Annotated in this window: 21 protein-coding genes; 11 read left to right on the forward strand and 10 right to left on the reverse strand. The window is 38.3% G+C overall.

Annotated elements, in window-relative coordinates; genetic code table 11:
* Nucleotides 1-16 precede the first annotated feature (16 nt).
* From EHQ16_RS02190 to EHQ16_RS02205, 4 genes are all read left to right on the forward strand, one after another.
* On the forward strand, nucleotides 17-1,903 hold the full coding sequence (locus tag EHQ16_RS02190) for a glycoside hydrolase family 36 protein (RefSeq protein ID WP_135636785.1): 1,887 nt from the start codon (nucleotides 17-19) through the stop codon (nucleotides 1,901-1,903).
* Nucleotides 1,904-1,973: 70 nt separating this feature from the next.
* Nucleotides 1,974-2,438: a putative lipoprotein gene (locus tag EHQ16_RS02195; RefSeq protein WP_244241889.1), complete on the forward strand. Its 465-nt coding sequence runs from the start codon at nucleotides 1,974-1,976 to the stop codon at nucleotides 2,436-2,438.
* 221 nt (nucleotides 2,439-2,659) lie between these two features.
* A complete protein-coding gene (locus EHQ16_RS02200) occupies nucleotides 2,660-4,279 on the forward strand; it encodes a hypothetical protein (protein WP_244241890.1) in 1,620 nt (539 codons plus the stop codon).
* Complete coding sequence (locus tag EHQ16_RS02205; RefSeq protein WP_135636781.1) at nucleotides 4,276-5,898, forward strand: glycosyltransferase family 39 protein; 1,623 nt, start codon at nucleotides 4,276-4,278, stop codon at nucleotides 5,896-5,898. Before EHQ16_RS02200 ends, EHQ16_RS02205 begins: the two co-directional genes overlap by 4 nt.
* On the opposite strand, the gene EHQ16_RS02210 is transcribed toward EHQ16_RS02205, so the two are convergent.
* From EHQ16_RS02210 to EHQ16_RS02220, 3 genes are read right to left on the reverse strand one after another with little or no spacing between them, the layout of a single operon-like run.
* Nucleotides 5,855-6,970, reverse strand: coding sequence for a SpoIIE family protein phosphatase (locus EHQ16_RS02210; protein ID WP_135636779.1), 1,116 nt, complete (start codon nucleotides 6,968-6,970; stop codon nucleotides 5,855-5,857). The two genes, EHQ16_RS02205 and EHQ16_RS02210, sit on opposite strands and share 44 nt — an antisense overlap.
* 27 nt (nucleotides 6,971-6,997) lie before the next feature.
* On the reverse strand, nucleotides 6,998-7,813 hold the full coding sequence (locus EHQ16_RS02215; RefSeq protein ID WP_135636778.1) for a hypothetical protein: 816 nt from the start codon (nucleotides 7,811-7,813) through the stop codon (nucleotides 6,998-7,000).
* Complete coding sequence (locus EHQ16_RS02220; protein WP_135636776.1) at nucleotides 7,813-8,712, reverse strand: histone deacetylase family protein; 900 nt, start codon at nucleotides 8,710-8,712, stop codon at nucleotides 7,813-7,815. Before EHQ16_RS02220 ends, EHQ16_RS02215 begins: the two co-directional genes overlap by 1 nt.
* Nucleotides 8,713-8,803: 91 nt before the next feature.
* Between EHQ16_RS02220 and pyk the strand changes: the two genes are divergently transcribed.
* Nucleotides 8,804-10,240, forward strand: a complete 1,437-nt coding sequence (pyk, locus tag EHQ16_RS02225) for a pyruvate kinase (protein ID WP_135636774.1) — start codon at nucleotides 8,804-8,806, stop codon at nucleotides 10,238-10,240.
* On the opposite strand, the gene EHQ16_RS02230 is transcribed toward pyk, so the two are convergent.
* From EHQ16_RS02230 to EHQ16_RS02260, 7 genes are all read right to left on the reverse strand, one after another.
* Entirely contained in the window at nucleotides 10,233-11,483 is a 1,251-nt protein-coding gene (locus EHQ16_RS02230) for a BaiN/RdsA family NAD(P)/FAD-dependent oxidoreductase (protein ID WP_135636771.1), read from the reverse strand. The genes pyk and EHQ16_RS02230 overlap by 8 nt on opposite strands.
* 2 nt (nucleotides 11,484-11,485) lie before the next feature.
* A complete protein-coding gene (locus EHQ16_RS02235) occupies nucleotides 11,486-11,908 on the reverse strand; it encodes a VOC family protein (RefSeq protein ID WP_135636769.1) in 423 nt (140 codons plus the stop codon).
* A gap of 8 nt (nucleotides 11,909-11,916) precedes the next feature.
* On the reverse strand, nucleotides 11,917-13,101 hold the full coding sequence (locus EHQ16_RS02240; RefSeq protein ID WP_135636767.1) for a sterol desaturase family protein: 1,185 nt from the start codon (nucleotides 13,099-13,101) through the stop codon (nucleotides 11,917-11,919).
* Between the two features lie 66 nt (nucleotides 13,102-13,167).
* Nucleotides 13,168-13,779, reverse strand: coding sequence for an ABC-type transport auxiliary lipoprotein, LBF_0736 family (locus EHQ16_RS02245; RefSeq protein ID WP_135636765.1), 612 nt, complete (start codon nucleotides 13,777-13,779; stop codon nucleotides 13,168-13,170).
* A 5-nt stretch (nucleotides 13,780-13,784) separates the two neighbouring features.
* Nucleotides 13,785-14,732 carry an MlaD family protein gene (locus EHQ16_RS02250; protein ID WP_135636763.1) on the reverse strand — a complete coding sequence of 316 codons (948 nt, stop codon included), beginning with the start codon at nucleotides 14,730-14,732 and terminating at the stop codon, nucleotides 13,785-13,787.
* Entirely contained in the window at nucleotides 14,729-15,496 is a 768-nt protein-coding gene (locus EHQ16_RS02255) for an ABC transporter ATP-binding protein (RefSeq protein ID WP_135636760.1), read from the reverse strand. The genes EHQ16_RS02250 and EHQ16_RS02255 overlap by 4 nt, the downstream gene beginning before the upstream one ends.
* Nucleotides 15,493-16,617 carry an MlaE family ABC transporter permease gene (locus EHQ16_RS02260; RefSeq protein WP_135636758.1) on the reverse strand — a complete coding sequence of 375 codons (1,125 nt, stop codon included), beginning with the start codon at nucleotides 16,615-16,617 and terminating at the stop codon, nucleotides 15,493-15,495. Before EHQ16_RS02260 ends, EHQ16_RS02255 begins: the two co-directional genes overlap by 4 nt.
* Before the next feature lie 87 nt (nucleotides 16,618-16,704).
* Here EHQ16_RS02260 and EHQ16_RS02265 point away from each other — a divergent pair, with 87 nt between their 5' ends.
* The 6 genes from EHQ16_RS02265 to flgC all read left to right on the forward strand — a co-directional run bounded on the left by EHQ16_RS02265 (nucleotide 16,705) and on the right by flgC (nucleotide 22,042).
* Nucleotides 16,705-17,793: a helix-turn-helix domain-containing protein gene (locus EHQ16_RS02265; RefSeq protein WP_135636756.1), complete on the forward strand. Its 1,089-nt coding sequence runs from the start codon at nucleotides 16,705-16,707 to the stop codon at nucleotides 17,791-17,793.
* Nucleotides 17,794-17,907: 114 nt separating this feature from the next.
* Nucleotides 17,908-18,762, forward strand: coding sequence for a sterol desaturase family protein (locus EHQ16_RS02270; RefSeq protein ID WP_135636753.1), 855 nt, complete (start codon nucleotides 17,908-17,910; stop codon nucleotides 18,760-18,762).
* Between the two features lie 52 nt (nucleotides 18,763-18,814).
* Nucleotides 18,815-19,672: an SDR family NAD(P)-dependent oxidoreductase gene (locus tag EHQ16_RS02275; RefSeq protein ID WP_135636751.1), complete on the forward strand. Its 858-nt coding sequence runs from the start codon at nucleotides 18,815-18,817 to the stop codon at nucleotides 19,670-19,672.
* A gap of 350 nt (nucleotides 19,673-20,022) precedes the next feature.
* Complete coding sequence (locus tag EHQ16_RS02280) at nucleotides 20,023-20,934, forward strand: TolB-like translocation protein (RefSeq protein WP_167482623.1); 912 nt, start codon at nucleotides 20,023-20,025, stop codon at nucleotides 20,932-20,934.
* 204 nt (nucleotides 20,935-21,138) lie between these two features.
* A complete protein-coding gene (gene flgB, locus EHQ16_RS02285; RefSeq protein ID WP_135586647.1) occupies nucleotides 21,139-21,570 on the forward strand; it encodes a flagellar basal body rod protein FlgB in 432 nt (143 codons plus the stop codon).
* Between the two features lie 10 nt (nucleotides 21,571-21,580).
* Nucleotides 21,581-22,042 (forward strand): flagellar basal body rod protein FlgC, encoded by a 462-nt coding sequence (gene flgC / locus EHQ16_RS02290; protein WP_002975027.1) that lies wholly within the window; start codon nucleotides 21,581-21,583, stop codon nucleotides 22,040-22,042.
* Nucleotides 22,043-22,073: the final 31 nt, after the last annotated feature.

Consider the following 22,073-nt stretch of genomic DNA (forward strand, 5'->3'; position numbering starts at 1 on the left):
AATAGATTTTTCCAAGATGAAAATTCAATACAGAGTTCATAATTCCGTCACTATTTCTAACTTCCTTCCTGTAAAGGCAGGTGTTTACCAATCCGAATGTAAAAAATTCGAACTTTTACTTCCACAGGCCACTGATACCAAAACAGGAACAATCCTTAGCCCCAAACTCATTTGGCGGGAATCCACAAGGCCCGAAGTGGGATTTTCTGTAGACCATTTGGAATTGGAATTATCCATCCTTCCAGAAGGTGGCGGTTATAACCTCTTCCAACATGGATACCAGTCTTGGTCCATTTCAAGAAAAGTGGAAAATACCTCCATTGACAAACCTCCCTTTTTGTCTTTTTTACAATACTCTCAAGAGAATATTTATTCTAAACATGAATCGAAAGTGGGAAAGTTTATCTCAGAATATCTCACTCTAGTTTTTAATAAAGAATCAGGAAATGGAATTTTGTATGCTCCGATAGAACAGGGAGAATTCGGAACCAAATTCGAAGTGGTATTGGGTGAGAATGGTGTCGTAACATCCGTTAAAGTCATCTACGATATACATTGTTTGCCTGACCTCAGGCCCAATGCAAAACTCAGCATCGCAAAAATCAAAGTCCTTCCTTTCAAAGGAAATCCAGAAATCAAACTGGCCAAATACTTTGAAGAACTGGGAAAAAAAGAAGGCCCTGGCAATTTACCAAAAAAAGTTCCTACGGGTTGGTGTTCTTGGTATTATTATTATACAAAAATTGATCAAAAAACAATTTTAGACAATTTAACAAAAGTTAGAGAACTTAACTTACCTTTTGAGTTCTTTCAGATTGATGATGGATACCAAAAAGAAATCGGAGATTGGCTTGTTCCCAACGAAAAATTTCCTGGTGGGATGAGAATTCTTGCTGACGAAATCAAACGTGTAGGACTAAAACCCGGGATCTGGCTTGCACCCTTTCTGGTGCGAAAAAAATCAGAATTCTTTCGTAAATACCCAGAGGCCATCCTCAAAGACCAAAATGGGAAACCAGTTCCTGCTATCTACCAACCTCTTTGGGGAAAAGGTTATACTTACGCTCTCGATATCACCCATCCAACTGCCCTTTCTTATTTAGAAAAAGTTTTTTCAACGATGGTCAAAGAATGGGGTTACCCTTACTTAAAATTGGATTTTTTATATGCGGGCCTCCTTCCTGGTGACGTATATAACAAGAGTTTATCGCCACAAGCAAGATATAGAAATGCATTAGAACTGATTCGTAAAACAGTCGGCAAAAATACCTTTTTACTTGGATGTGGGGCACCCATGTTACCATCAGTCGGAATTTTTGATGGAATGCGTATTTCTTGTGACGTTGCACCATTTTGGTACCCGGAAAAACTTCGTGTTTTCTTAAAAGATAGAAATGCCCTTTGTACAAGAACAGCCCTGATCAATGATATCACTCGTTCTTCCATGCACAGACATCTTTGGTTGAATGATCCAGATTGTTTGCTTGTTCGTAAAAAAAGAAACAAAATGAACGAAGCACAAACCAAGCTGATGGCCTCCGTCATGGCAGTGTCAGGTGGGATGTTACTCGTTTCTGATGACCTTACTAAATTAGAGATGGATCGTTTGGATCTTTTAAAAAAGGCCTTTCAGTTGAATCGGGAATGCCAAGCTTATACCCCAGTTCCTATTGGAATTTTTGAAGAAGAATTTCCCAATGCAATGTACAATCCAGCCGGATACCTTGGGATTTGGAATCCAACCGAAGAGGAAAAAACCATTCGAGTAGCCGTTCCCCAAGGACTAAAAACCAAAGAGCCTTTTTTGGATTTCTGGACAGGTACAATGGTAAACCTTAGGATCATTGGTGGCCATTTTGAAGTAACCCTGCCAGCTTTTGGTTCTGTAGTTGTCGCCGTTTGACTTTAGAAAATTAATTGACGGGTAAAAATTTGGGCTTAGAATCTTTGCAATTCGTCGTAAGAGGTTTTTTATGCGTATGATCAAACATTTGAGTCTAGTTTCCGTAATTGCGGTTCTAATTTCATTTAACAACTGTGCTATCTTAGATTCTGCTTCTACAAGTGTAAGCCGATTAGGGATTTCTGTCTCTGATTCTACATCTGCATTTGTGAAATCAGTTTCCAAAAGTATCTCTTCCATTTCTGATGGTGAAAAAGAAAAAGCAATGAACGAGTACAAAGAGGATATCATTGCAAGCGTAGCTTTACAAATTCGTTATGAAAACCATAAACAAGAATTGGAAAACCAACTTGCTGCAATAGCAAAATCTCACGGTGTGGTGGCTTGGAGATCAAACAGTGTTACTTACATTGCCATTGGTCAAGGTTTGAAACAAGCAAACCTTTCACCATCTGAAATGAAACTGGTAACAGAAGACGTGGCAAAACAAAATGCCGTTGTCGCCAAACTAATCCTAGACGGGTACAACCTATAATTCAGATCAATTGGGGGCGGCGAAACACCGCCCTTTCCTTATTTTTCTTCGTTTTCTTATTTCTATCTTTTTTCCCAATACATTCTGTATCCAAAGAAAACCAGTATGGTTTTTTATATATCGATTCGAATTCCGGTCAATCCAGCGGCGGACATTCTGCACTTCGCTTTGGTGATCGGGTATATCATCTCCAATATTCATTTGAAGACAAAATCTTTCATTTGGTTCGGGAACCTTGGGAGGACTTTCGATTCCAATATGGTGTGGTCCAAAACAGAAATATTGAACTTTACGAATGGGATTTATCCGATTCCACAAAACGTTTGTTACGCCAAAAATGGAATGAACTATATTTAGTTCAGGAAACCCATATCCAAAACAAAAAAAATTTAGAACGAGATTTAGAGTTTTCTGAATCGAAACATAATGGGAACAACATCTCCTTACCCATTCCGGGATTCGGATATTTTACGAACATCCCTGATCCCTATTCTCCCATTCCTCATTTGTTTTCTTTAACCAAGAATGAAAATGAGTTTATAGAGAAATTCATCACAGAAAATGAAAAAAAATATAGTGAAGAAATTCTCTCAAGTGATACATTTTCTATACCGAAAACAGATTCTCCTTACCAACTGATTCATACCATCCAAACCAAAACTGATTCATTCGCAAGTGCAGAGAAAAAAAACTTTGTTCGGATGTATTTACTAAATCCAGTTCTTATCTATGAACCTGCTTTTTTACAATTGAATGGACCAGAATTCCAGTTAAGTGAAGATGAAATAAACATCTGGAAAGGATATACAAGAGAGCTAACAAAGAATCTGCGATCCTGTATTTTTAGTCAAGATTGTAACGATTGGGAAGAGATAACTTTACTCATCCGCATCATTTATTTACAGAAATCAATAGAGGCAAAAACCATTGTTTTTCCAAAAAAAAATTTTGACGGATTCCAATACCATCCTCTTACCGATTTACCAGAATCAGTGAAAACAACCAAACAAAAAGAATACGCTCATTTGTTTGCGACTAAAAAACAAGTTTTTGCTTCTGGTTTTGATCCCATCCATTTTTTTAATTGGGAATCCTTTCTTGTTCGTTACCAAGGGTATCTTGAATCTGGTGTATCATCAGAGGGACTTGAATTTAATTGGGTAGGATACAATCCTTACAGAAACCAATCACGATCCTCACAAAATTCAGACCAAAACAAAAACATTGAAAAACAAAAAGATTATGAATCCTACACGGAAGGAATTAGAAAATTATATTCATATCACCTGACTCACCAAAATTGTACATCTGAACTTTTCCGTTACATGAATGAAATGTTTCCCGATGGTAAAATTGGAAATGAAGTGATTTGGAATCCACTTTCTACAAAAATAATTAGCCTAAATTTTGTACCGGCAGTGGCAGCATTGAAATTGGAATCCAATGCAGGCACCAAACAAACAAAAGTTTTTTTTTCGTATCGAAATTTAAAACGAAACAATCTGAAAAACTTCACTGAAAAACATTTGAAAGAACGTTTTGTTCCTACGTCAAAAATTTATAAACCCAATCCACTCGACCCTCCGTTTTTGTTTTTTACAGAAGAAACAATCTGGAATCGTCCCATCTTTGGTTTAGCCAATACCATTTATGGAGTAGGATATACCGGGATAGGAATTTTGACAGCACCCTTCGACAAAGGACAAAAATTTTCCAAAGGAACTGAGTCTGTATTTTATAGCCTTCCGGAACTTGCATTTTTTAATATCCGAAAAGGACATTTCCCTTTTATAGCAGCAGAAGATATCCCCGAAGAATACTACGAAAAAGAATCCCCATGAAAAAAGCCACTCTCTACATTCCCTATTTTTTCCTTTTGGGAGCCCAATTCCTACCAACAAAATTATGGTTTTTTCCGGGAGAAAGAACCACTTATCTTTTTTTCTCAGTTTTTTTCATCTTCATCCAATCTATTTTTTTATTTGTTGTATCAAAAAACACTCGTTTGGTGGAAAAATTAAAAAGTCATATTCCACCCAATTGGGTTTTGGGAATTCTCTTTTTTATATTTTTAGTTTTATATCCAGTTCGGAATATGGATTGGGGTGATGGACTTCTCCTACTTGAAACCAACCTTTTAGAAACCAAACTCTTTGGATTTCAGTTCACATTGGATGAAATTCTAGAAACAATCCTTCATAGTGAGGTTTCCAATTTACTTTTTAGAATTGGATTTTCAGATGATCCAAGAGTTTCTTATACATTTTTGTCCCAACTCACGGGGATCGGAATGATCTTTGGTTTTTTATGGACTGCCAAAGAAAAACTTAAATCCAATTCCTTTTCTATAACCATCTTACTTGCATCAGGTGGAATATTACTCACTTTTGGTTATGCCGAAAACTATACATTGGTCACTGGATGCCATTTATTACTTTATATTTTTGTTTCACAATATACAAAAGATCCAAAAGACAACGACCTTTTGTTATATGGCTCAACTGCCCTTGTTGCCATTTCTATGTTATTCCATTTGGTATCAGGATATTTGGTTCTTTTATTAGTATATTTATGGTATTTCCATTCGCCAAAAGAAAAGAAATTAAAACATTTATTCATTTGTAGTCTGATAGGTTTTGGAATCCTCCTACCTTGGTTCAGTTACTTTCTTTTTTTCCACGACCCGGCCATTGATAGAAATAGTACACATTTAATCCATCCACCCTTTTATCCTAAAAACCGATTGTTATCTTCCAATCATTTGAAAGAAATTCTATCTGTTTTGTATTGGAATGCTTCGATCGCTACGCTATTTTTACTATATCAGTTTTTCTTTTCTAAAAATGAATGGAAGGTTTTTGTAAAGAAACCAGAAACAAAGGTGATCCTCGTATCCATATTAGCATTTTTTCTACATGGTTTCTTCCACAACCCTCAACTGGGTTTTCCGGCTGACTGGGACTTGATGGGTTTTTATTGGTTATCCATTACATTCCTTGCCCATCAGTTTTGGATCGAGTCAAAAGAAATTTCTGTTGAATGGATTCCTCCATTTTTATTTGGAACGGTAATAGTGGTTTTTTCGGCAATCACTTTGAACCAAAAAAATCCAAACAAGGAAAAACTTTGGGAAACTACAAAAGTTACAATCCAAACTTATGTTAACGAAAACAAAACTTATATAGACAATCTTCCCAAAGAAGATAAAAAGTTTTTTGCCAAAGGTGATTTTTTGTTTTATAAAGGCGAAGTGATCACAAACAAACTTTGTGATTTTCCACAAAAACAAGAGATCATCAAGAAAATGAAACAACACCGAATCGATTGGAAAAAAGGATTCGAAGATGGAAGTTTCAAATCCAAAGATTCCCTTGGTATATTTTTAAAAGAAGCAACAAAAACAAATGTAGAATATATCAAATCTCTAGAAGCAAATAAGATATGTCATCCGATGCTTTAGAAGATGTTTCTAAATATTGAATGTAGTTTGTAATTTCTGTTCTCATACTTTCAATCCGATTTTCCCCACCTGGGAGTTGGATTAAAGTTTGAACCAAAGGATGGGTGCTAGAAGCAAGTAACCCATCCGAATACAAGAAGAGAATGTCTCCGGTTTCCACAGAAACTTCATTTTCAGCAAATTCCATTTCTTTGAGAATCCCTAAAATTTGACCGGATTGATCTTGTAAAATCAAAGGAGCACGATTTCCTTTTTGGAAAACTAAAGGGAATGGATGCCCTCCTCTGGCGTAGGTGATCTTTTTTTTACGATGGTCGATTACGATACTAATGGCTGTCATACTATGAGTGCCAATTTCATTACAAAGTTCTCGATTCAACCGAGAAAGTAATTCAGAAGGTGCAATAGTGGTTGTTCTTGTTAATTCTTTATGAATGGCAGTCATAAGAATGGCGATGAGACCAGAAGTGACACCATGGCCTTCTATATCACCCATCAAAATCAATGTCCGATCTTCGTTTAAAGGTAAAACTTGGAAAAAATCACCAGAAACAAAACTGACTGGTTTGATTTCTGAAAAGATTTTGTGACCTAAACCTTGTGGTAGATTCATAGTTCTTGTCTGAATTTTTGCAGCAAGCCGAAGGTCACGTTTGATGGATTCATCCATCGACTCTTTATCTTTTAAAAAATTATAATATTCAAATGCACGTGAAATCGCAGCTTCAATGGATTTTGTATGAAATGGTTTTAAAATAAAATCCGAGGCTCTGTGGTATAAAGAGGAAACTACAGTTTGAATGTCATGTTCCCCTGTCATCATAAGGACTTGCGTTTTGGAATCATGGGCTTTGATTTTTGGTAACAAATCTAAACCCGTAGTTTGAGGCATATTGACGTCTAAAAAAACAATGGGATTGCGTTCCCCTTCAAAGTATTCCAAACCTTGGAGAGGGTTTGTAAAATACCTTACAAAATATCCCAACCCATTGATAATGAGTTCTAAGGTTTCACAGATTTCTGTATCATCATCTATGATGAGAATCTCGGGTTTAAAAGAATATTCGGACATCTACTAGATTATCGGCTTTTGGAATGGTTATTTTGAGACCAAAGTGAATTTTAGTTTTTCTTTCACTTCCTCCACCCTCTTAAAATAGGCCTCATGGAAAACTTTTTTCTCCAAATAGGGATCAGTGCAGGAAATCATTTCTCCATACTTCCACTCATAAGGTTCCCCATTTTCATAACGAACTCTGTTCTGATGGATTTGAGAAGACAAATTTCGTAGATTCGTCCCTCGAAAATTTCTGACAAGGGCTCGAAACGTTCCTTCCTTCTCAGGATCGATAAAACGAAACTTACGTGAAAATAAAACTGCATCATGAAAGTATTCTGGAACATTAAAAGCTCCCGATGTACCTAATTTTTTAGAAAGAACACGGATGAAGTCAGTGAATTCATTTAAGACGTTAAGGCCTGGATATTCTTGTCCAAAGTATAATTCCTTTTTGATATCCCCCGGTTCAAAATTAATATTTTGAGTGAGAAGCCAATCGATATAAATCATAGGGAACTGTTCATCATCCCCTTTCATTTGAAATTGAGATACCTTCAAACGAGTATGAACTAAAATTTTTCTATTTTCTGTTTTGATATAAATACGATTGTCGAAATTATTTAAAATTTCTAATTCAATGATTGGATTGGGGAATCCACGTTTTTCGACAGCAGAAATTAACCCAGCGCCAACTAGCAACTGTTCTACTTCGTAATGAGTGAACCGGTTGAATAACCTTGGTTCCATATTAAGAGAAGTATTGAGTTCTTTAGAGACATCAACTAAAGACAACTCATCCAGATTCAACCAATCGGATTCGTTTTTCTTTTTGTCTGTAGATGAAAAAACACCCATTATTTTTCACCAAATGCAGTGATGGTATTAAAATGAATTTCGACAGTGTCACGAAAATCACGTGCATATCCACCGGCAAGAGTCACAACACAAGGGACATTGAGAGACTCTGCAAACTTTCGGATCATTAAATCTCTTTCTTTTAAACCTTTCATCGAAATTTTTAATTCACCAAGAGAATCATCTTCATAAGGATCAGCTCCTGCAACATAATAAATTATATTGGCATCAAAATCTTTTCGGATCTGATTTAAGGAAGATTCTAATGTAGATAAATACTCATCATCTTTGGTGTTTGCTTCTAAGTTCACATCTAAGTTAGATTCTTCTTTCTTAGGGTAAAGATTACCTTGGTGCATCGAAAATGTGAAAACTTTGTCATCGTATTGGAAAATATAGGAATTTCCATTTCCTTGATGCAAATCCAAGTCAATGATGAGGGCATTTATGTTCGGAGATGTTTCTTTTTGTTTTCTGATCGCAATCGCAACGTCGTTTAAATAACAAAAACCTTCAGCTTTGTCAGGGAAACTATGATGATAACCGCCGCCCATATTCAAAGCAAATTGAAAGTTTTTTGAAAGTTCTGCTGCCATAATCGTCCCACCGACACCATACATAAAACTTTCCACAATACTTCGATTAAGCGGAAGTTCAGAATACATAGTTCGCGATGTATGTTCGTAACTAAACAGATCATCTAAGTATTCTTTGGTATGAACGAGTTCTAAATCTGCTTCTTCTGCTTTTTTGGGTAACAAAATGTCCCAGGATGCATAGACCGGATCCCTTTTGACACGATTGTAAAGATGAGAATACTTATGTGCCGGGAACACATGGCCAGGTAATTCGAGATTGTACGAAGAATGGTAAATGAGAGCGAGTGCATTAGATGCCATTAAATTGATATTTTTGCGAAAAATGACACAAGTCAATTCAATCCGTACAATTTACTTGCAGGAAAAATCAAAAAAGCTAAGAATAGGGCCTATGCCGGAAGACGACAAAATCCCTAACAAACGCACTAAAATTATCTGTACCATTGGTCCTGCATCTGCTAACCGTGAAACGATTCTAAAATTGATCTATTCAGGAATGGATTTGGCAAGGATGAATTTTTCCCATTCCACCCATGACTACCACAAAGAAATTTTTGAGCTTTTGCGTGAATGTGAACAGGAATCTGGCAAATCCATCGGCATCCTTGCCGACTTACAAGGCCCGAAAATTAGAACAGGGAAATTGGGAACGGGATCCTTGGAACTGAAAACAGGAGACCAAATCGCCATCAACAACAAAGGTGATTTCCTCGGAACAAAAGAAGAAATCGGTTGTACCTACCAGTACATTTTAAATGACATAGATGTCGGACATAAGATCCTAATTGACGACGGCAAACTCTCGTTTGTTGTAAAATCCAAAACAAAAGAAAAAGCAGTTTTGGAAACCGTCATTGGAGGGACTTTAAAAGACAACAAGGGTATCAACCTTCCGGGAACACCTATTTCAGCTCCTGCTCTTTCTGAAAAAGATATTGAAGATTTACAATTTGCTTTATCACTCGGAGTCGATTATATTGCTCTATCTTTTGTTAGACGAGCCAGTGATTTAGAGATGGCAAGACAATTTATGAAGGACAGTTATGCAGGTCTTATCGCAAAAATTGAACGACCTGAGGCCATTCAGAATATAGAAGAAATCATTGATAATTGTGATGGGATTATGATTGCTCGTGGAGATTTGGGTGTCGAATTAGATACACAATATGTTCCTATCATCCAAAAAGAAATGATCACCAAGTTAAACCAACAAGGGAAACCTGTCATCACCGCCACACAGATGTTAGAGACAATGATTGACAACCCTCGTCCGACAAGGGCCGAAGCCAGTGACGTTGCCAATGCGGTTATGGATGGAACAGATGCCGTTATGTTGTCAGGTGAAACTGCTTCTGGAAAGTATCCAATTGAAACTGTAAGAACCATGACAAGTATCATCCAAGCAGCAGAGGAATCGGAAATTTACTTATCACACTTACGTAGTATGGATCGTTCTGAATTTGAAGTGGAACGAACAGCTCTTGGCAGTGCTGCCGAAGCAATTTCCAGATCCATCAACGCAAAAGCCATCATCAACTTTACGAGATCAGGATATTCCTCCCTTCTCTCTTCTGAGTTTCGTCCTATGAAACCAATATATTCTTTCACTCCATTTCTTGGAACGGCAAGAAAGATGCAATTGTACTGGGGTGTAGAAGCTTATGTAATGCCAATGATGGATAAGTTTCCTGATATGATTGCTTTTATGAGTAAAACTTTAAAGTCAGAAGGAAAATTAAAATCTGGTGATACGGTTGTGATTCTATCGGGAGCACCGGGATCTGTCGCACAAACAGTAGACTTTATTCAAATCCACAAACTCAAGTAACAATTGTTTTTCGAATGCCCCGGGCTGCAATAAAAGCTGTGGTCCAGGCATTCTGAAAATTAAACCCACCTGTAATTCCGTCGACATCGATCACTTCTCCGGTAAAATATAAACCAGGGCATTGTTTACTTTCCATAGTTTGGAATTGGATGTCTTTTCTGGAAACACCACCAGCTGTTACAAATTCTTCTTTAAAAACACCTTTGGCGACCATCTGTAGTTTCATTTGGGTAAGGTTTAGACTTAAATCCCTGATTTCAGATTTTGAAATATCCGAATAACGTTTGTTTGCCTGAACGTTTGATTCTTTTAAAATCCAATCCCAAAACCGCGAAGGTAGTTTCCATTCGGGATCTGGGGACAATTTGTCCGCCGGAGTATTTTCTTTTTTAGATAAATAACTTTCTTCGATGTTTTGTGTTTTTTCTCCGCCAATCCAGTTGACGGACAAATCTACTTTGTAATCCGCTTCAAATAAGGTTCGCGCTTCCCATGCCGACAAACGTAAAGCAGCAGGGCCACTCAGTCCCCAATGAGTGATGAGGATTGGGCCTTTTTGTGTTTTTCCTTTTGGTGATACTTTGATTTCCACATGCGGAACCACAAGTCCAGTCAGTTCCATAAGGTCTGTATTTTCTAAAGTTAAAGTAAAAAGGGAAGGAACAGGAGGGATGATTTTATGACCCAACTTTTCCAAAATACCCCAAACCTTACGATTGGATCCAGTAGCAAGAATTACGAAATCAAAGGATTCTTCCACTCCCCCTTCCCATAAAACGCGAAACCCATTTGTTTGGTTTAATTGAAAATTTGAATAAATACCAACTAACCCTTGTTCAAAGTGAATTGGAATTTTTTTGGATTTTAATTCGTTTAAAAAACATTGGATGATGGTATCCGAATTATCTGTTGTTGGGAACATTCTCCCATCGGCTTCTGCCTTGAGTGCCACTCCCCTTTTTCGAAACCACTCAATTGTGTCTTTGGGGCCAAAACTTTCAAAGGCCCAACGTAATTCTTTATTTCCTCTGGGATATCGTTCGGAAAGAAGTTCGGGATCAAAAAGATTATGGGTGACATTACACCGTCCCCCACCAGAAATCCGAAGTTTAGAAAGGGGTTCCTTTGACTTTTCAAAGATTTGAATCTCACATAACCCTTGTAATGTGTCATAAATTTGAAGTGCGGCAAAACAACCAGAAGCACCAGCGCCAATGATGGCAATTTTGGGTTTTTTCTCCAACCCTACCACTCACCCACACTTGGCATAGAAACCCAAGGTTCTAATAATGGTAAAGGTTTTCCTTTTTGCAAAAGTTCAATAGAAATTAAATCGGGAGAACGAAGGAAAGCCATACGACCGTCACGAGGAGGACGATTGATAGTAATTCCCATCTTTTGGATTCGCGCGCAGGTCTCATAAATATTATCAACCTCATAAGCCAAGTGACCAAAATTTCTTCCTGTCGTATAGGCTTCTGTTTGGTTCCAATTGTAAGTGAGTTCAATCTCAGGAGCATCCACTTCTCCAGTGGATAAAAATACCAATGTAAACTTACCTTCTGGATGTTCGTTCCTTCTGGTAATTTTGAGCCCAAGGATCTCCACAAAAAAATGGAGGGCCTTGTCTAAGTCTTTCACCCGGATCATCGTATGTAAATATTTCATATTTTCTACTATAAGAAAAAATAGACCAAAAGCACAAACCAAGAAATATATTTAGGGATCTCAAAACGAAGCCAATTCCGTTCTCCTTCCAGAAGTCTACCCAAAGAAACAAAGGATAAAACAAGAAGAAACAATACAGAAATAACTTCTCCAAGAGAAAACAGGTGCATCCGTTTCAAAAAATACAAAGTAAATCCCGTTGGGATGAGAAAAGAAACAAGTAGGAAAATTCGATAGGTGAGACTTCCCGCCTTACTTCTATATTGTGGTGCCATTGATTTAATCTCAATGTCCCATCTATGATGGTTCAACCAAACTTTTGGATCTCGCACTCCCCTGTCCATTATGGGTTGGAGGTCATCAGGCCTCACGGAAGGGTAAGAAAAAAAGGAACGAATCCCCTGCCATTTGTATTTTGTTTTCCAAAGATCAGAAAACAAATCACGAAACACATGGATTTCAGCAGTCACAGGATCATAGGTATTCAATTGAGAAACAAGTCCATATCTTGGCTCTTTTTTTTCTTCACAAAAGGTTCCAAAGATACGATCCCAAAAAATAAACACTCCTCCATAATTTTTGTCTATGTATTCAGGATTCATCGCATGATGGACTCTGTGGTGAGAAGGAGTGACAAAGATAGATTCATACAAAGGTGAAAGTTTTCCAATGGCACGGGTATGAACCCAAAATTGGTAGGTTCTGTTGAGTGCATCAATGATCAAATAAGATTCCACAGGGAATCCAAGGAGTGCCAACGGTAAATAAAACAGACCAATGCCAATGTTACGAACAAAGGATTGGCGAAGAGCTACCGATAGATTGAACTCTTCACTCGAATGGTGTACGACATGAGAGGCCCACAAAACTTTGATTTCGTGACTATAACGATGAGCCCAATAGAAAAGAAAATCGAGTAAAACAAATAAAACAATCCAATGTAAGGCCGACGAAGGTGATAAAAATATTTTGGTTAGAAAGGAAACACCCCAAGAAAGTTTGTATAATTCGCTATAAACAAAAACCAAACCAAGTAAAATCAGACCATCAAAGATTCGACTGAGGACACCTAAACTAAGATCGGCGAGAGAATCCTCGTAAAAATAATAATCCTTTTTTTTAAAACGATTATAAAGAATCTCGAGTAACATTAGAAGAATGTAAAAAGGTGCGATGGATTCGATCAGTCTCATAGTTCATCCTTTAAGTTCTAATGATTCATTCTGATTTCAGTCGAAAAGCAACCTCGTTTCTAAAAACTATTTCAGTTTTTGACTCAAATCCAAATTCAATTCATTGAATGTATTGGTGAGTCCCGAATTCCATCCAAGAACCAATTCCTCTGGTTCTTTTTTTTCGATGGCTTGGATTTGTTTGTATGTTTTGCGAAAAACAGGTGTGGAAATGGAATCCTTATCTTCATAAACAACCATTTCAAATTCAATTACCGCTTTTGGTTCTTTGGTTCGAAAATCACCATACATTTGAGTGAGATTGAGTTCGATAAAATGAGTGACCGCAACTCTGGTATTGATGTTTGCATCCCATTCAAAGTTACCCGATTTCAATAAAGAACGGACAAACTCATCTTTAAAGTTATGCGCGGGAGGGATAAAAAATCCGTTATAATAATCGGATTCGTATACTGCGTTATCTTTGCGATACACAAATTCTTTTCCTTCAAACCTTTGCGAAATAAAAACTTTTCGGACAACAAAAGTTCTAGGTTTTGGAGTAGAAAACAATTGTTTGGTGTCGCCAGTTTCAATTAAGTAAAATTTCTTTTCAGGAAATGTTTTACTAACACCAAAACATTGGCTAAGAAAAAAAACAAGGCCAGTTAAAAGTATGAAACGAATTGGTGTTTTCATGATTGTTATTTCCAGAGTTTAGACTTGTTTGGGGCTTCTCCAAAGAGAAACTGAGACGGATATTTTTTAGCATTCGCCGTGACTTCTTTTAAATCTTCAGAAGCAATTCGTAAATTTTCAATGGAAGTGGAGATGTCTCCTTGGTTCGAAGCAAGAAGAGTATCGAGTCTTTTTAATGTTGTTTGTAACTGAGTGACAGAGGCATCTAATTTTTTAGGTAAACCTTGTGTTTCGGGGCTTGCGATGAGAGCCTTGACCTCAGCATTTGTTTTCCTTAAATCTACAAGTAATCCTGTCGATTCCCGTGCTAGGTCTCCCAGTTTTGCTTCTTGGATGGTTTGGTTTAGGTTACGAATGAGTTCCCCCACTCCCAAAAGGATTTTATCCACATCCGCTTTTTCTACTTTATCAAAAAACTTATCTACAGTTGCTGTGAACCTAGAGATGGTACTTGGTGCCGAAGGAATATAAATTGCTTTTGGTTCCCATTCAATAGACAGAGGTGGATTTTTTTCTGGGTTCAAATAATCCACTTCTAAATAAGCAGTTCCAGTTAATCCTTGTGAGGCGAGACGAACACGAAGCCCACTTTGAATCATCCTTTGCACAGTTTTCTTTAAATCATTCCCATAAACACCTTTTACAAAGTCAGGGACGGACATTTTGATGAGAACGTATCTTCCATACCGAAGTTCTGTGTCTTCGGTAAGTTTTTCCGAATATTCATTTTGAACAAAAGTGATTTCTTGGACTGTTCCTACTTTGACCCCACGGTGTTTGACGGGAGATCCAATGTCTAAACCTTGCACTGATTCATCAAAGTAAGTTTCTAAACTAACCGATCTTTGGAAAATATTTCCAGCGGTGAACACAATCAAAAACAAAATGAGTGTGAAAAAACTCACCAAAACAAAAATCCCAACTTTAAAATAAATTTTATTGGATTGGTTCATAACGGGGAATTCTCCTGTGGAATACGATTAAAGAATTGTTTTACAAATGGATTTTTAGATTTTTCTTTCAGGTCTTTGGGTTTCCCTTCAGCAATGATTCCTTTTGTGGCTTTATCCAAAACAATGACACGATCTGCCATTGTAAAAACAGAAGGTAATTCATGTGTGACTATCACAAAAGTAACACCCAAAGTCCTCGACAAACGAATGATTAGGTGGTCTAGCTCAACACTTGTTATGGGATCGAGTCCTGCGCTTGGTTCATCCAAAAACAAAATTTCTGGATCCATCGCCATCGCACGTGCAATCGCAGCACGTTTTTTCATCCCACCAGAAAGTTCAGCAGGAAAAAGATGAGCAAAAGGAAATAAACCCACCATTTTTAATTTGGTTAAGGCAATTTCGTTCATAATGGCCAAAGGAAGATCCGTGAACTCTTCTAAAGGCAAGCGAACATTTTCCAATAAGGACATGGAACCAAACAAAGCACTTTGTTGGTACATCACGCCGATGCGGTTCCAAATTTGAATTCTTTTTTTTCCTTCTGCAATTACGATATCATCTTCATCGATCCATATACGGCCGCTAAATGGAGAGGTTAACCCAATCATATTTTTAAGAACTGTAGACTTTCCACATCCAGAACCACCAAGGATTCCAAATATTTCACCACGGTTGACTTCAAAGGAAATGTTTTCCATAACCACTGTTTGGCCATATCCCGTTGTTAGATGTTCTACTCGAATGATTGGTTTATCTTTCATATTTTTAGGTAAAAATATAAGACGGAAAAAATTCCATCCAGTATGGATACAAGAATGATAGAACCAACCACAGCCGATGTGGTTGATTCCCCAACAGCACCGGCTCCCGATGCTGTTTTTAAACCTCGGTAACAACCGATAGAAGCAATGATCATTCCAAAAAAATAGGATTTTAATAGTCCACCTAAGATATCGGAAAGTCCCACTGCGAGATTCACTTGGTTGATGAAAGTGACAAGAGGAAATCCAAAACTGATTAATACAACTGCCCCACCAATCAGTCCAAAAAAATTAAAAACAATCGTAAGCAGTGGAGTCATAATGAGAGAGGCCACCAAACGAGGGATAATGAGAAATTGGACGGGAGGAAGTCCCATCGTTGTGAGTGCATCAATCTCTTCCGAAACTTTCATGGTTCCAAGCTCCGCCGCAAAGGCCGATCCCGATCTTCCTGATAAAATAAAAGCAGTCATAAGAGGCCCTAGTTCTCGGAATAAAGAAAGACCAACAAGGTTTGCGACAAAAATCTCTGCACCAAACCTTCGCATAGGAATGGCAGATTGGAAAGACATGATGAGTCCAAGTAAAAATCCAATCATCGCGATGATGGGAAATGCATTGACCCCCATCGATTCAGCCACACGGAATGTATCCTTCCACCGAATTTTGGAAGGATGTAAAAAGGAACGCCAAAAGGAAACAGTAAGTTCCCCTGTAAAGGTAATCAGGTATTTGAACTCTAACAGTGAGTCGATGGTAAGTTTTCCGATTTTTTCAGATCTTCGAAGTGAGTTCGCAAGAGTGTCTTTATTCCTTTTGCTATCATCTTCAGATATGTCCAACCGATATTTGAACTTTTCATCTAATCCAAGTAATACGAACTGTATCCTTTTTTTTTCACATTCCAAACGAACTAATTTCAAAAAAGAAATTCCAGAAGAATCAGATTCCTCTAGTCCATTGGCAAGAATCGTTACTTTACGTGGTGGGCTTTTTTTAAAAATTTCAGAAAAGGTTGTCCAATCTTTACCAGTTTCGCTGGCAGTAAGAGTTGCGGGGAGGTGGATTTCTAAGGTGCTACCTTCCCACAAAAAGGAGGATTGTCGATGAATGGTATCCACGTTTCAAACGTAATTCTAATTCAGAACGAACCCGAGGCAAGTGATTTTATTTTACAATCCAATCGATTGATTAAAAGATGAACATCAATGTGGAATTTAACCAGCCAGCTGATTGCCTTTTCTGCAGGCCTATCCCTCCTCTTCGCATGGGGAGAATTCCTGAGAAAAAATTCTTCAGGACAAACCCAAGTCCAAGGATTATTATTTCTCTTTGCTGCCATGTTCCAGGCCCATACCTTCTTTACATGCACCAGCCTTTACCAATCTTTCCCACATTTTTATCTGGTGCATTTACCTTTCACTGCTTGTATTGGAGCCCTCCTCAAACGATATTTTTCTGAACTCTGGGATGAAAGTCCGGGTAAAAACAAGTTTTCCTTTTGGGAGTTGGTTCCCGCAGGTATTGTCACGATCCTGATGCTGCCTTTTTATTTTTCGTCCGCCGAAAATAAAATCGCCATCCATTCGAAATATTTGGCAGAAGGAGTTCCCCTCCTATTTCAATTGACCATTCTGATTGCAGTTTCACCCATATTTTATGCGGCTTTTTATGTTTTCACAAATATGATGAAATTCATTCGTTTCGAAAGTTTCAAAAAATCAGCTCACCTTCGTTTGGTGGGAATTGTCGTAGGCATTGGAACCTTTGCTAGTTTAGTGGGTATTTATACTTTATTTTTCCACCAAAGACATGGATTGGAAATTGTATCAACTCTCATCGCCTTACTCCTCATTGGTGTTTATTTACTTAGGCAAAAAAGTCCTGAACTTTGGGGAGAAGTGCAAAGGATTGTGATTGAGGAAAAAAAATACCAAACGTCTCAACTAGGTGGATTCGACCTAGAAACTCTACAAAATAGGCTCAAACACTTAATGGAGGAGGAAAAAATTTACCGCAATGAAAACATCAACTTAGAGAAGTTAGCCAAAGAGATGGATCTTTCCGAACACCAACTCTCTGAGTATTTGAATCTTCACCAAAAGAAAAATTTCTTTCAGTTTGTGAACCATTACCGCATCCGAGAAACAAAAGAGCTTTTTTCACTACATCCAGATAGGAATATCCTCACCATTGCCTACGATGTTGGTTTTCCTTCCAAATCCACATTTTATGACGCCTTCAAACGTGAGGTAGGTACAAGTCCTAGCGAGTTCCGAAAATCGTTAAAAGATTAATCCGGATGGGTCTACTCGGAATCTTTTTTTATTCCGGCTTTACCGATCCGGTCGATTTACTTTTCTGTTTTTGTTAAAATGGATTCAATCTCAGAGCAAATTTAGGAGAGATTTATGTTCGGTGGACCAGTTCAGTGTGAATTAGTTTTAGATTGTGTTACCAAAATAGGTTTTGCACAAGGAGTTTTGAATTTCCTGCGTTATTACCCCATTGCAGGTTTGGCATTTCTTTTATTCTATGTTTGGCGAAAGGATTTTTTTGAAACCTATCGCATTCAGAAAGTATATCCTAAAGCAGAAAAAATTTGGAAGGAATTTCGCCAATCTGCTGTGACTCTGATTGTTTTTACTTTAGTTGCTGTGACTAACATCACTTTGATGAAAGCAAAAATTGTTCCGAGTGCTGTATACTTCGGACCTGTTTCAGGATGGTCGGGAGTTGGATATATATTCTTAAGTTTTGCTCTCATCACCGTTTGGCACGAGACCTGGTTCTATTGGATGCACAGGTTTGCTCACTTAAAAAAAGTTTATCCTCATGTGCACTCAGAACACCACCAATCTGTGAACCCGTCCCCACTGGCTGCCTACAGATTCCAAGCTACAGAAGCATTTTTAGAAGCTGTCTACATTGTTCCTTTTGTTATGTTTGTTCCGATCCATTTCTATGTTTTGATCTTCCATACTTTTTATGCAATGGTTCTGAATATTTGGTGGCACTTAGGATATGAATTTTTCCCTAAAGGTTGGGCTTCCCACTCCATTACCAAGTGGATCAACACCTCCACGCACCACAACATGCACCATCAAAAATTCCAAGGGAACTACTCTCTTTATTTTAATGTTTGGGATCGTTTGATGGGAACTAACTTTCCAAATTACGAAACATATTTCGACCAAGTTACCGAAGAAAGAGATAGGAAACTGGAATCAAAAAGAAAAACAGAAACAGAACTTCTAGTTTCTTAAAACCAGTTGACCAATTCCCCTCGTATGACCTAACAGATACAAGGGGAATGTTATGGTTTATGATATTAGAAATAAAGTAATTCTAATTACAGGTGCGGCTGGCGGAATCGGAGCTGCTTGTGCCAGAGAACTATATGCAAATGGTGCCAACCTTGTATTAACCGATATATCTCAAAAATCATTGGATACATTGGCATCTGAGTTTGCAAAAGAAAGAGTTCTCGCAAAGGCAATGGATGTAACCAATTGGAGTTCCATAAAAAATATAATCAAACTTACCATTACCACTTTCGGAAAACTTGATATTGTTTTTGCCAATGCCGGGATCTCCTGGAAAGAATCAGCCTATACTGTGTTTAATTGTGATGAATCTGAATTTGAAAAAATTATAGATGTAGACTTACTCGGTGTTTGGCGCACCATCAAAACCTCTTTACCCGAAATTGTGAAAAACAAAGGCCAAGTGGTCGTTACCTCTTCCATCTATGCATTTACCAATGGGATGTGTAATGCACCCTATGCCACTTCCAAAGCAGGGATTGAAATGTTATCAAGATCTCTACGGGCGGAACTCTCGGGCAAAGGGGCCAGTGCTAGCGTATTGTATCCAGGATGGATTACAACTCCACTCACCGATGGTGTGTTTGGAGGAGACCGATTAACAACAGAAATGCGAGAAATTGGATTCCCCCCTTTCCTAAGAAAGGCAATTTCTCCCGAAAAGGTAGCTACCGCCCTTGCCAAAGGACTCACTCAAAGAAAACCAAGAATCATTGTACCGGCTCGTTGGATTCCCATCCAACTCTTCCGAGGGATTGTTGGGATTTTTTCTGACTGGCTACTTGCCAATCATAAGCGCATCCAATCCTTAGTTCTCGACTTGGAAAGTAGAACCAAGAAACAAAAATAGAGAAATGGATGCAAAAAGAGAATTGGATGGCCAAAGCAAGTGAGTTTCGATTGGTACTCGCTGAAAAAGGAAAGTCACTTTCCTTTGGGCGTGGCTTTCTTTCGACAGTCACTTACCTTTTTCAATGACTTTCAATTTCCATTCACTTCCTGAAATTACCTGATTCCAGAATCTTTCAATGAAACCTCTCCTTCCATCCCAATAAATAAACGCAACAAAGTTGCATTTATTTATTGCAACACAATTGCGTTTGCGAATATTGGCAGACGGAGGGTTTTATGTTTAGGTATTTTTTAAGTTTCCTTTTGGTGTTTGGGGTAATACGTTGTGGGACCGAGAAAAATGAAAAGATGAATGATCTTTTCTTAGGTTTAGCTCTTTTTTCTACTTTTACAAATGATGGAACCATTGCGTATGCTTTCGATCCAACTCAAGATGATGAAATTTATCTTTATGGCATAAAAGAAAATCGAACCATCAATGTAACAGAAAATGTGGGAAGGGATCTTGCGCCAAGATGGAATCCCACAGGCACGAGCCTTGCTTTTAATAGTCGCCGAACAGCTCACGGTCACAACAGACCTGAAATTTATACAATGGATTTTCCATCTCGCAATGTACGACGTGTAACGAACACTTCTGCACCTGATGAAAACCAACGAGCCGCCTGGTACCCAGATGAGAGCACGATTGTTTTCCAAAGAGGAACTTATTTTGCCCCTTCCAAACTTAGGTTGATAAAACATGATTTAAAAACAGGAACGGAATCTACTTTATACGAAGGGGGAGATAAACTCCATGCTGCTCCTGGTATTTCAGCCGATGGAACGAAACTGGTTTTTCAATCTAACAAAGACTTTGCGGGAACATTCCCTTCTCGATTGTATATGATGGATTTATCTACTTCACAAATTACAAACTTTGTGCATCCAAGTGTAGATTCAGGATCCGATGCCGATCCCAAATGGTCACCCGATGGTAAGTGGATTACTTTTAGCTCAGCTCGTAATGGCGGAGAAGACTATACTCATATCTATATCGCAAATGTAGATACGAATGAAGTTTCACAAATTACCTTTGGAAACTATAATGATTCTGCACCAGACTTTTCACCGAATGGAAAAGAGATTGTATTCCAATCCAATCGATTTACTGAATTTGGCCTACATATCGTTTCTTTGGACTCAAAAGTAGTTCGGTACATACGAGCAGGAAGAACCCCTGTTTGGTCGAAAAAATCCCTCCAAGAACTCGGATTTTGATTCCATAGCCTGCGGCAGGGATCGAGCGGAAATCCCTCCCCAGAACCTTGGGGAGGATTGGAGGGAGAGCCCGACCCTTCAAACTGGCTCGTCTGGTTTTAGAAATCATTGGGGCCGCCCCAAAAAAAATCAAAAAGAGGCGACATAAAATGCTTTAGGGGGAAGAAAAACCGACCGAAGGGGAATGTAGAGAGGAAGAGAAATATGTTTGAAGCAACACATTTCATGAAAACTCAAGACCTTTTGGAACGTGGCCTTGGTGCAGCGAGCCAAAGGCGTAAAGTGATTACTGATAATATCGCCAATGCAGACGTTCCTAATTTCAAACGTTCAGAAGTGGTATTTGAATCGATGCTGAAACGTGCCATCGAATCAGAAAAAATTGAAAAGGACAAAGCGGTTCCGACAAAAATCACTAACGACCGTCATATTGAATTCTTTAAACCGCTAGATTACAGGGACGCCAAACCCAAAACCAATTTGGATTATCTCACAACGATGAGACCCGATGGAAACAACGTAGACATCGAAAAAGAAGTGGTAGAGGCAAACCAAAACCAAATGAGTTACAGCCTTATGATTGATCGCTTAAACCAAAACAACCGCCTTCTCAACATTGTGATGAGAACCAACTAAGGAGTAAGTTATGGGAATGTTTGATTCGATTAATATATCAGCCACTGGCCTTTCGGCCCAAAGACTTAGAATGGATGTTATCTCGAATAACATCGCTAACTCGACAACTACGAGAAATACCAATGGAGACGGTCCTTTTCGTAGAGACCGCGTCATCCTAACACCGATTAACCTAAGAACCAATTGGAAAAGCCCTGTGTATCCTTTTGGGGTCGCTCCTGGTGAAGGCAAAGGGGTGAAGGTGATGAAAATCGAAAAGGATATGAGCCCTTTACGACTCACTTATGACCCAACCCACCCAGATGCCATCCAAACTGGCCCGAAAAAAGGATATGTGGAACTTCCGAACATCAATATCGTCACTGAGATGACGGATATGATTTCCGCTTCTCGCTCTTATGAAGCCAATGTCCAACTCATCAATGGGTCCAAAGCCATGATGAATAAGGCCATGGAGATCGGTCGGGCGTAACCCCGGCCAAATCCCTCGTGATTTTCACTTT

Origin of the sequence: Leptospira kanakyensis (genome assembly GCF_004769235.1) — a bacterium.
GTDB classification, from domain to species: Bacteria; Spirochaetota; Leptospiria; order Leptospirales; family Leptospiraceae; genus Leptospira_A; species Leptospira_A kanakyensis.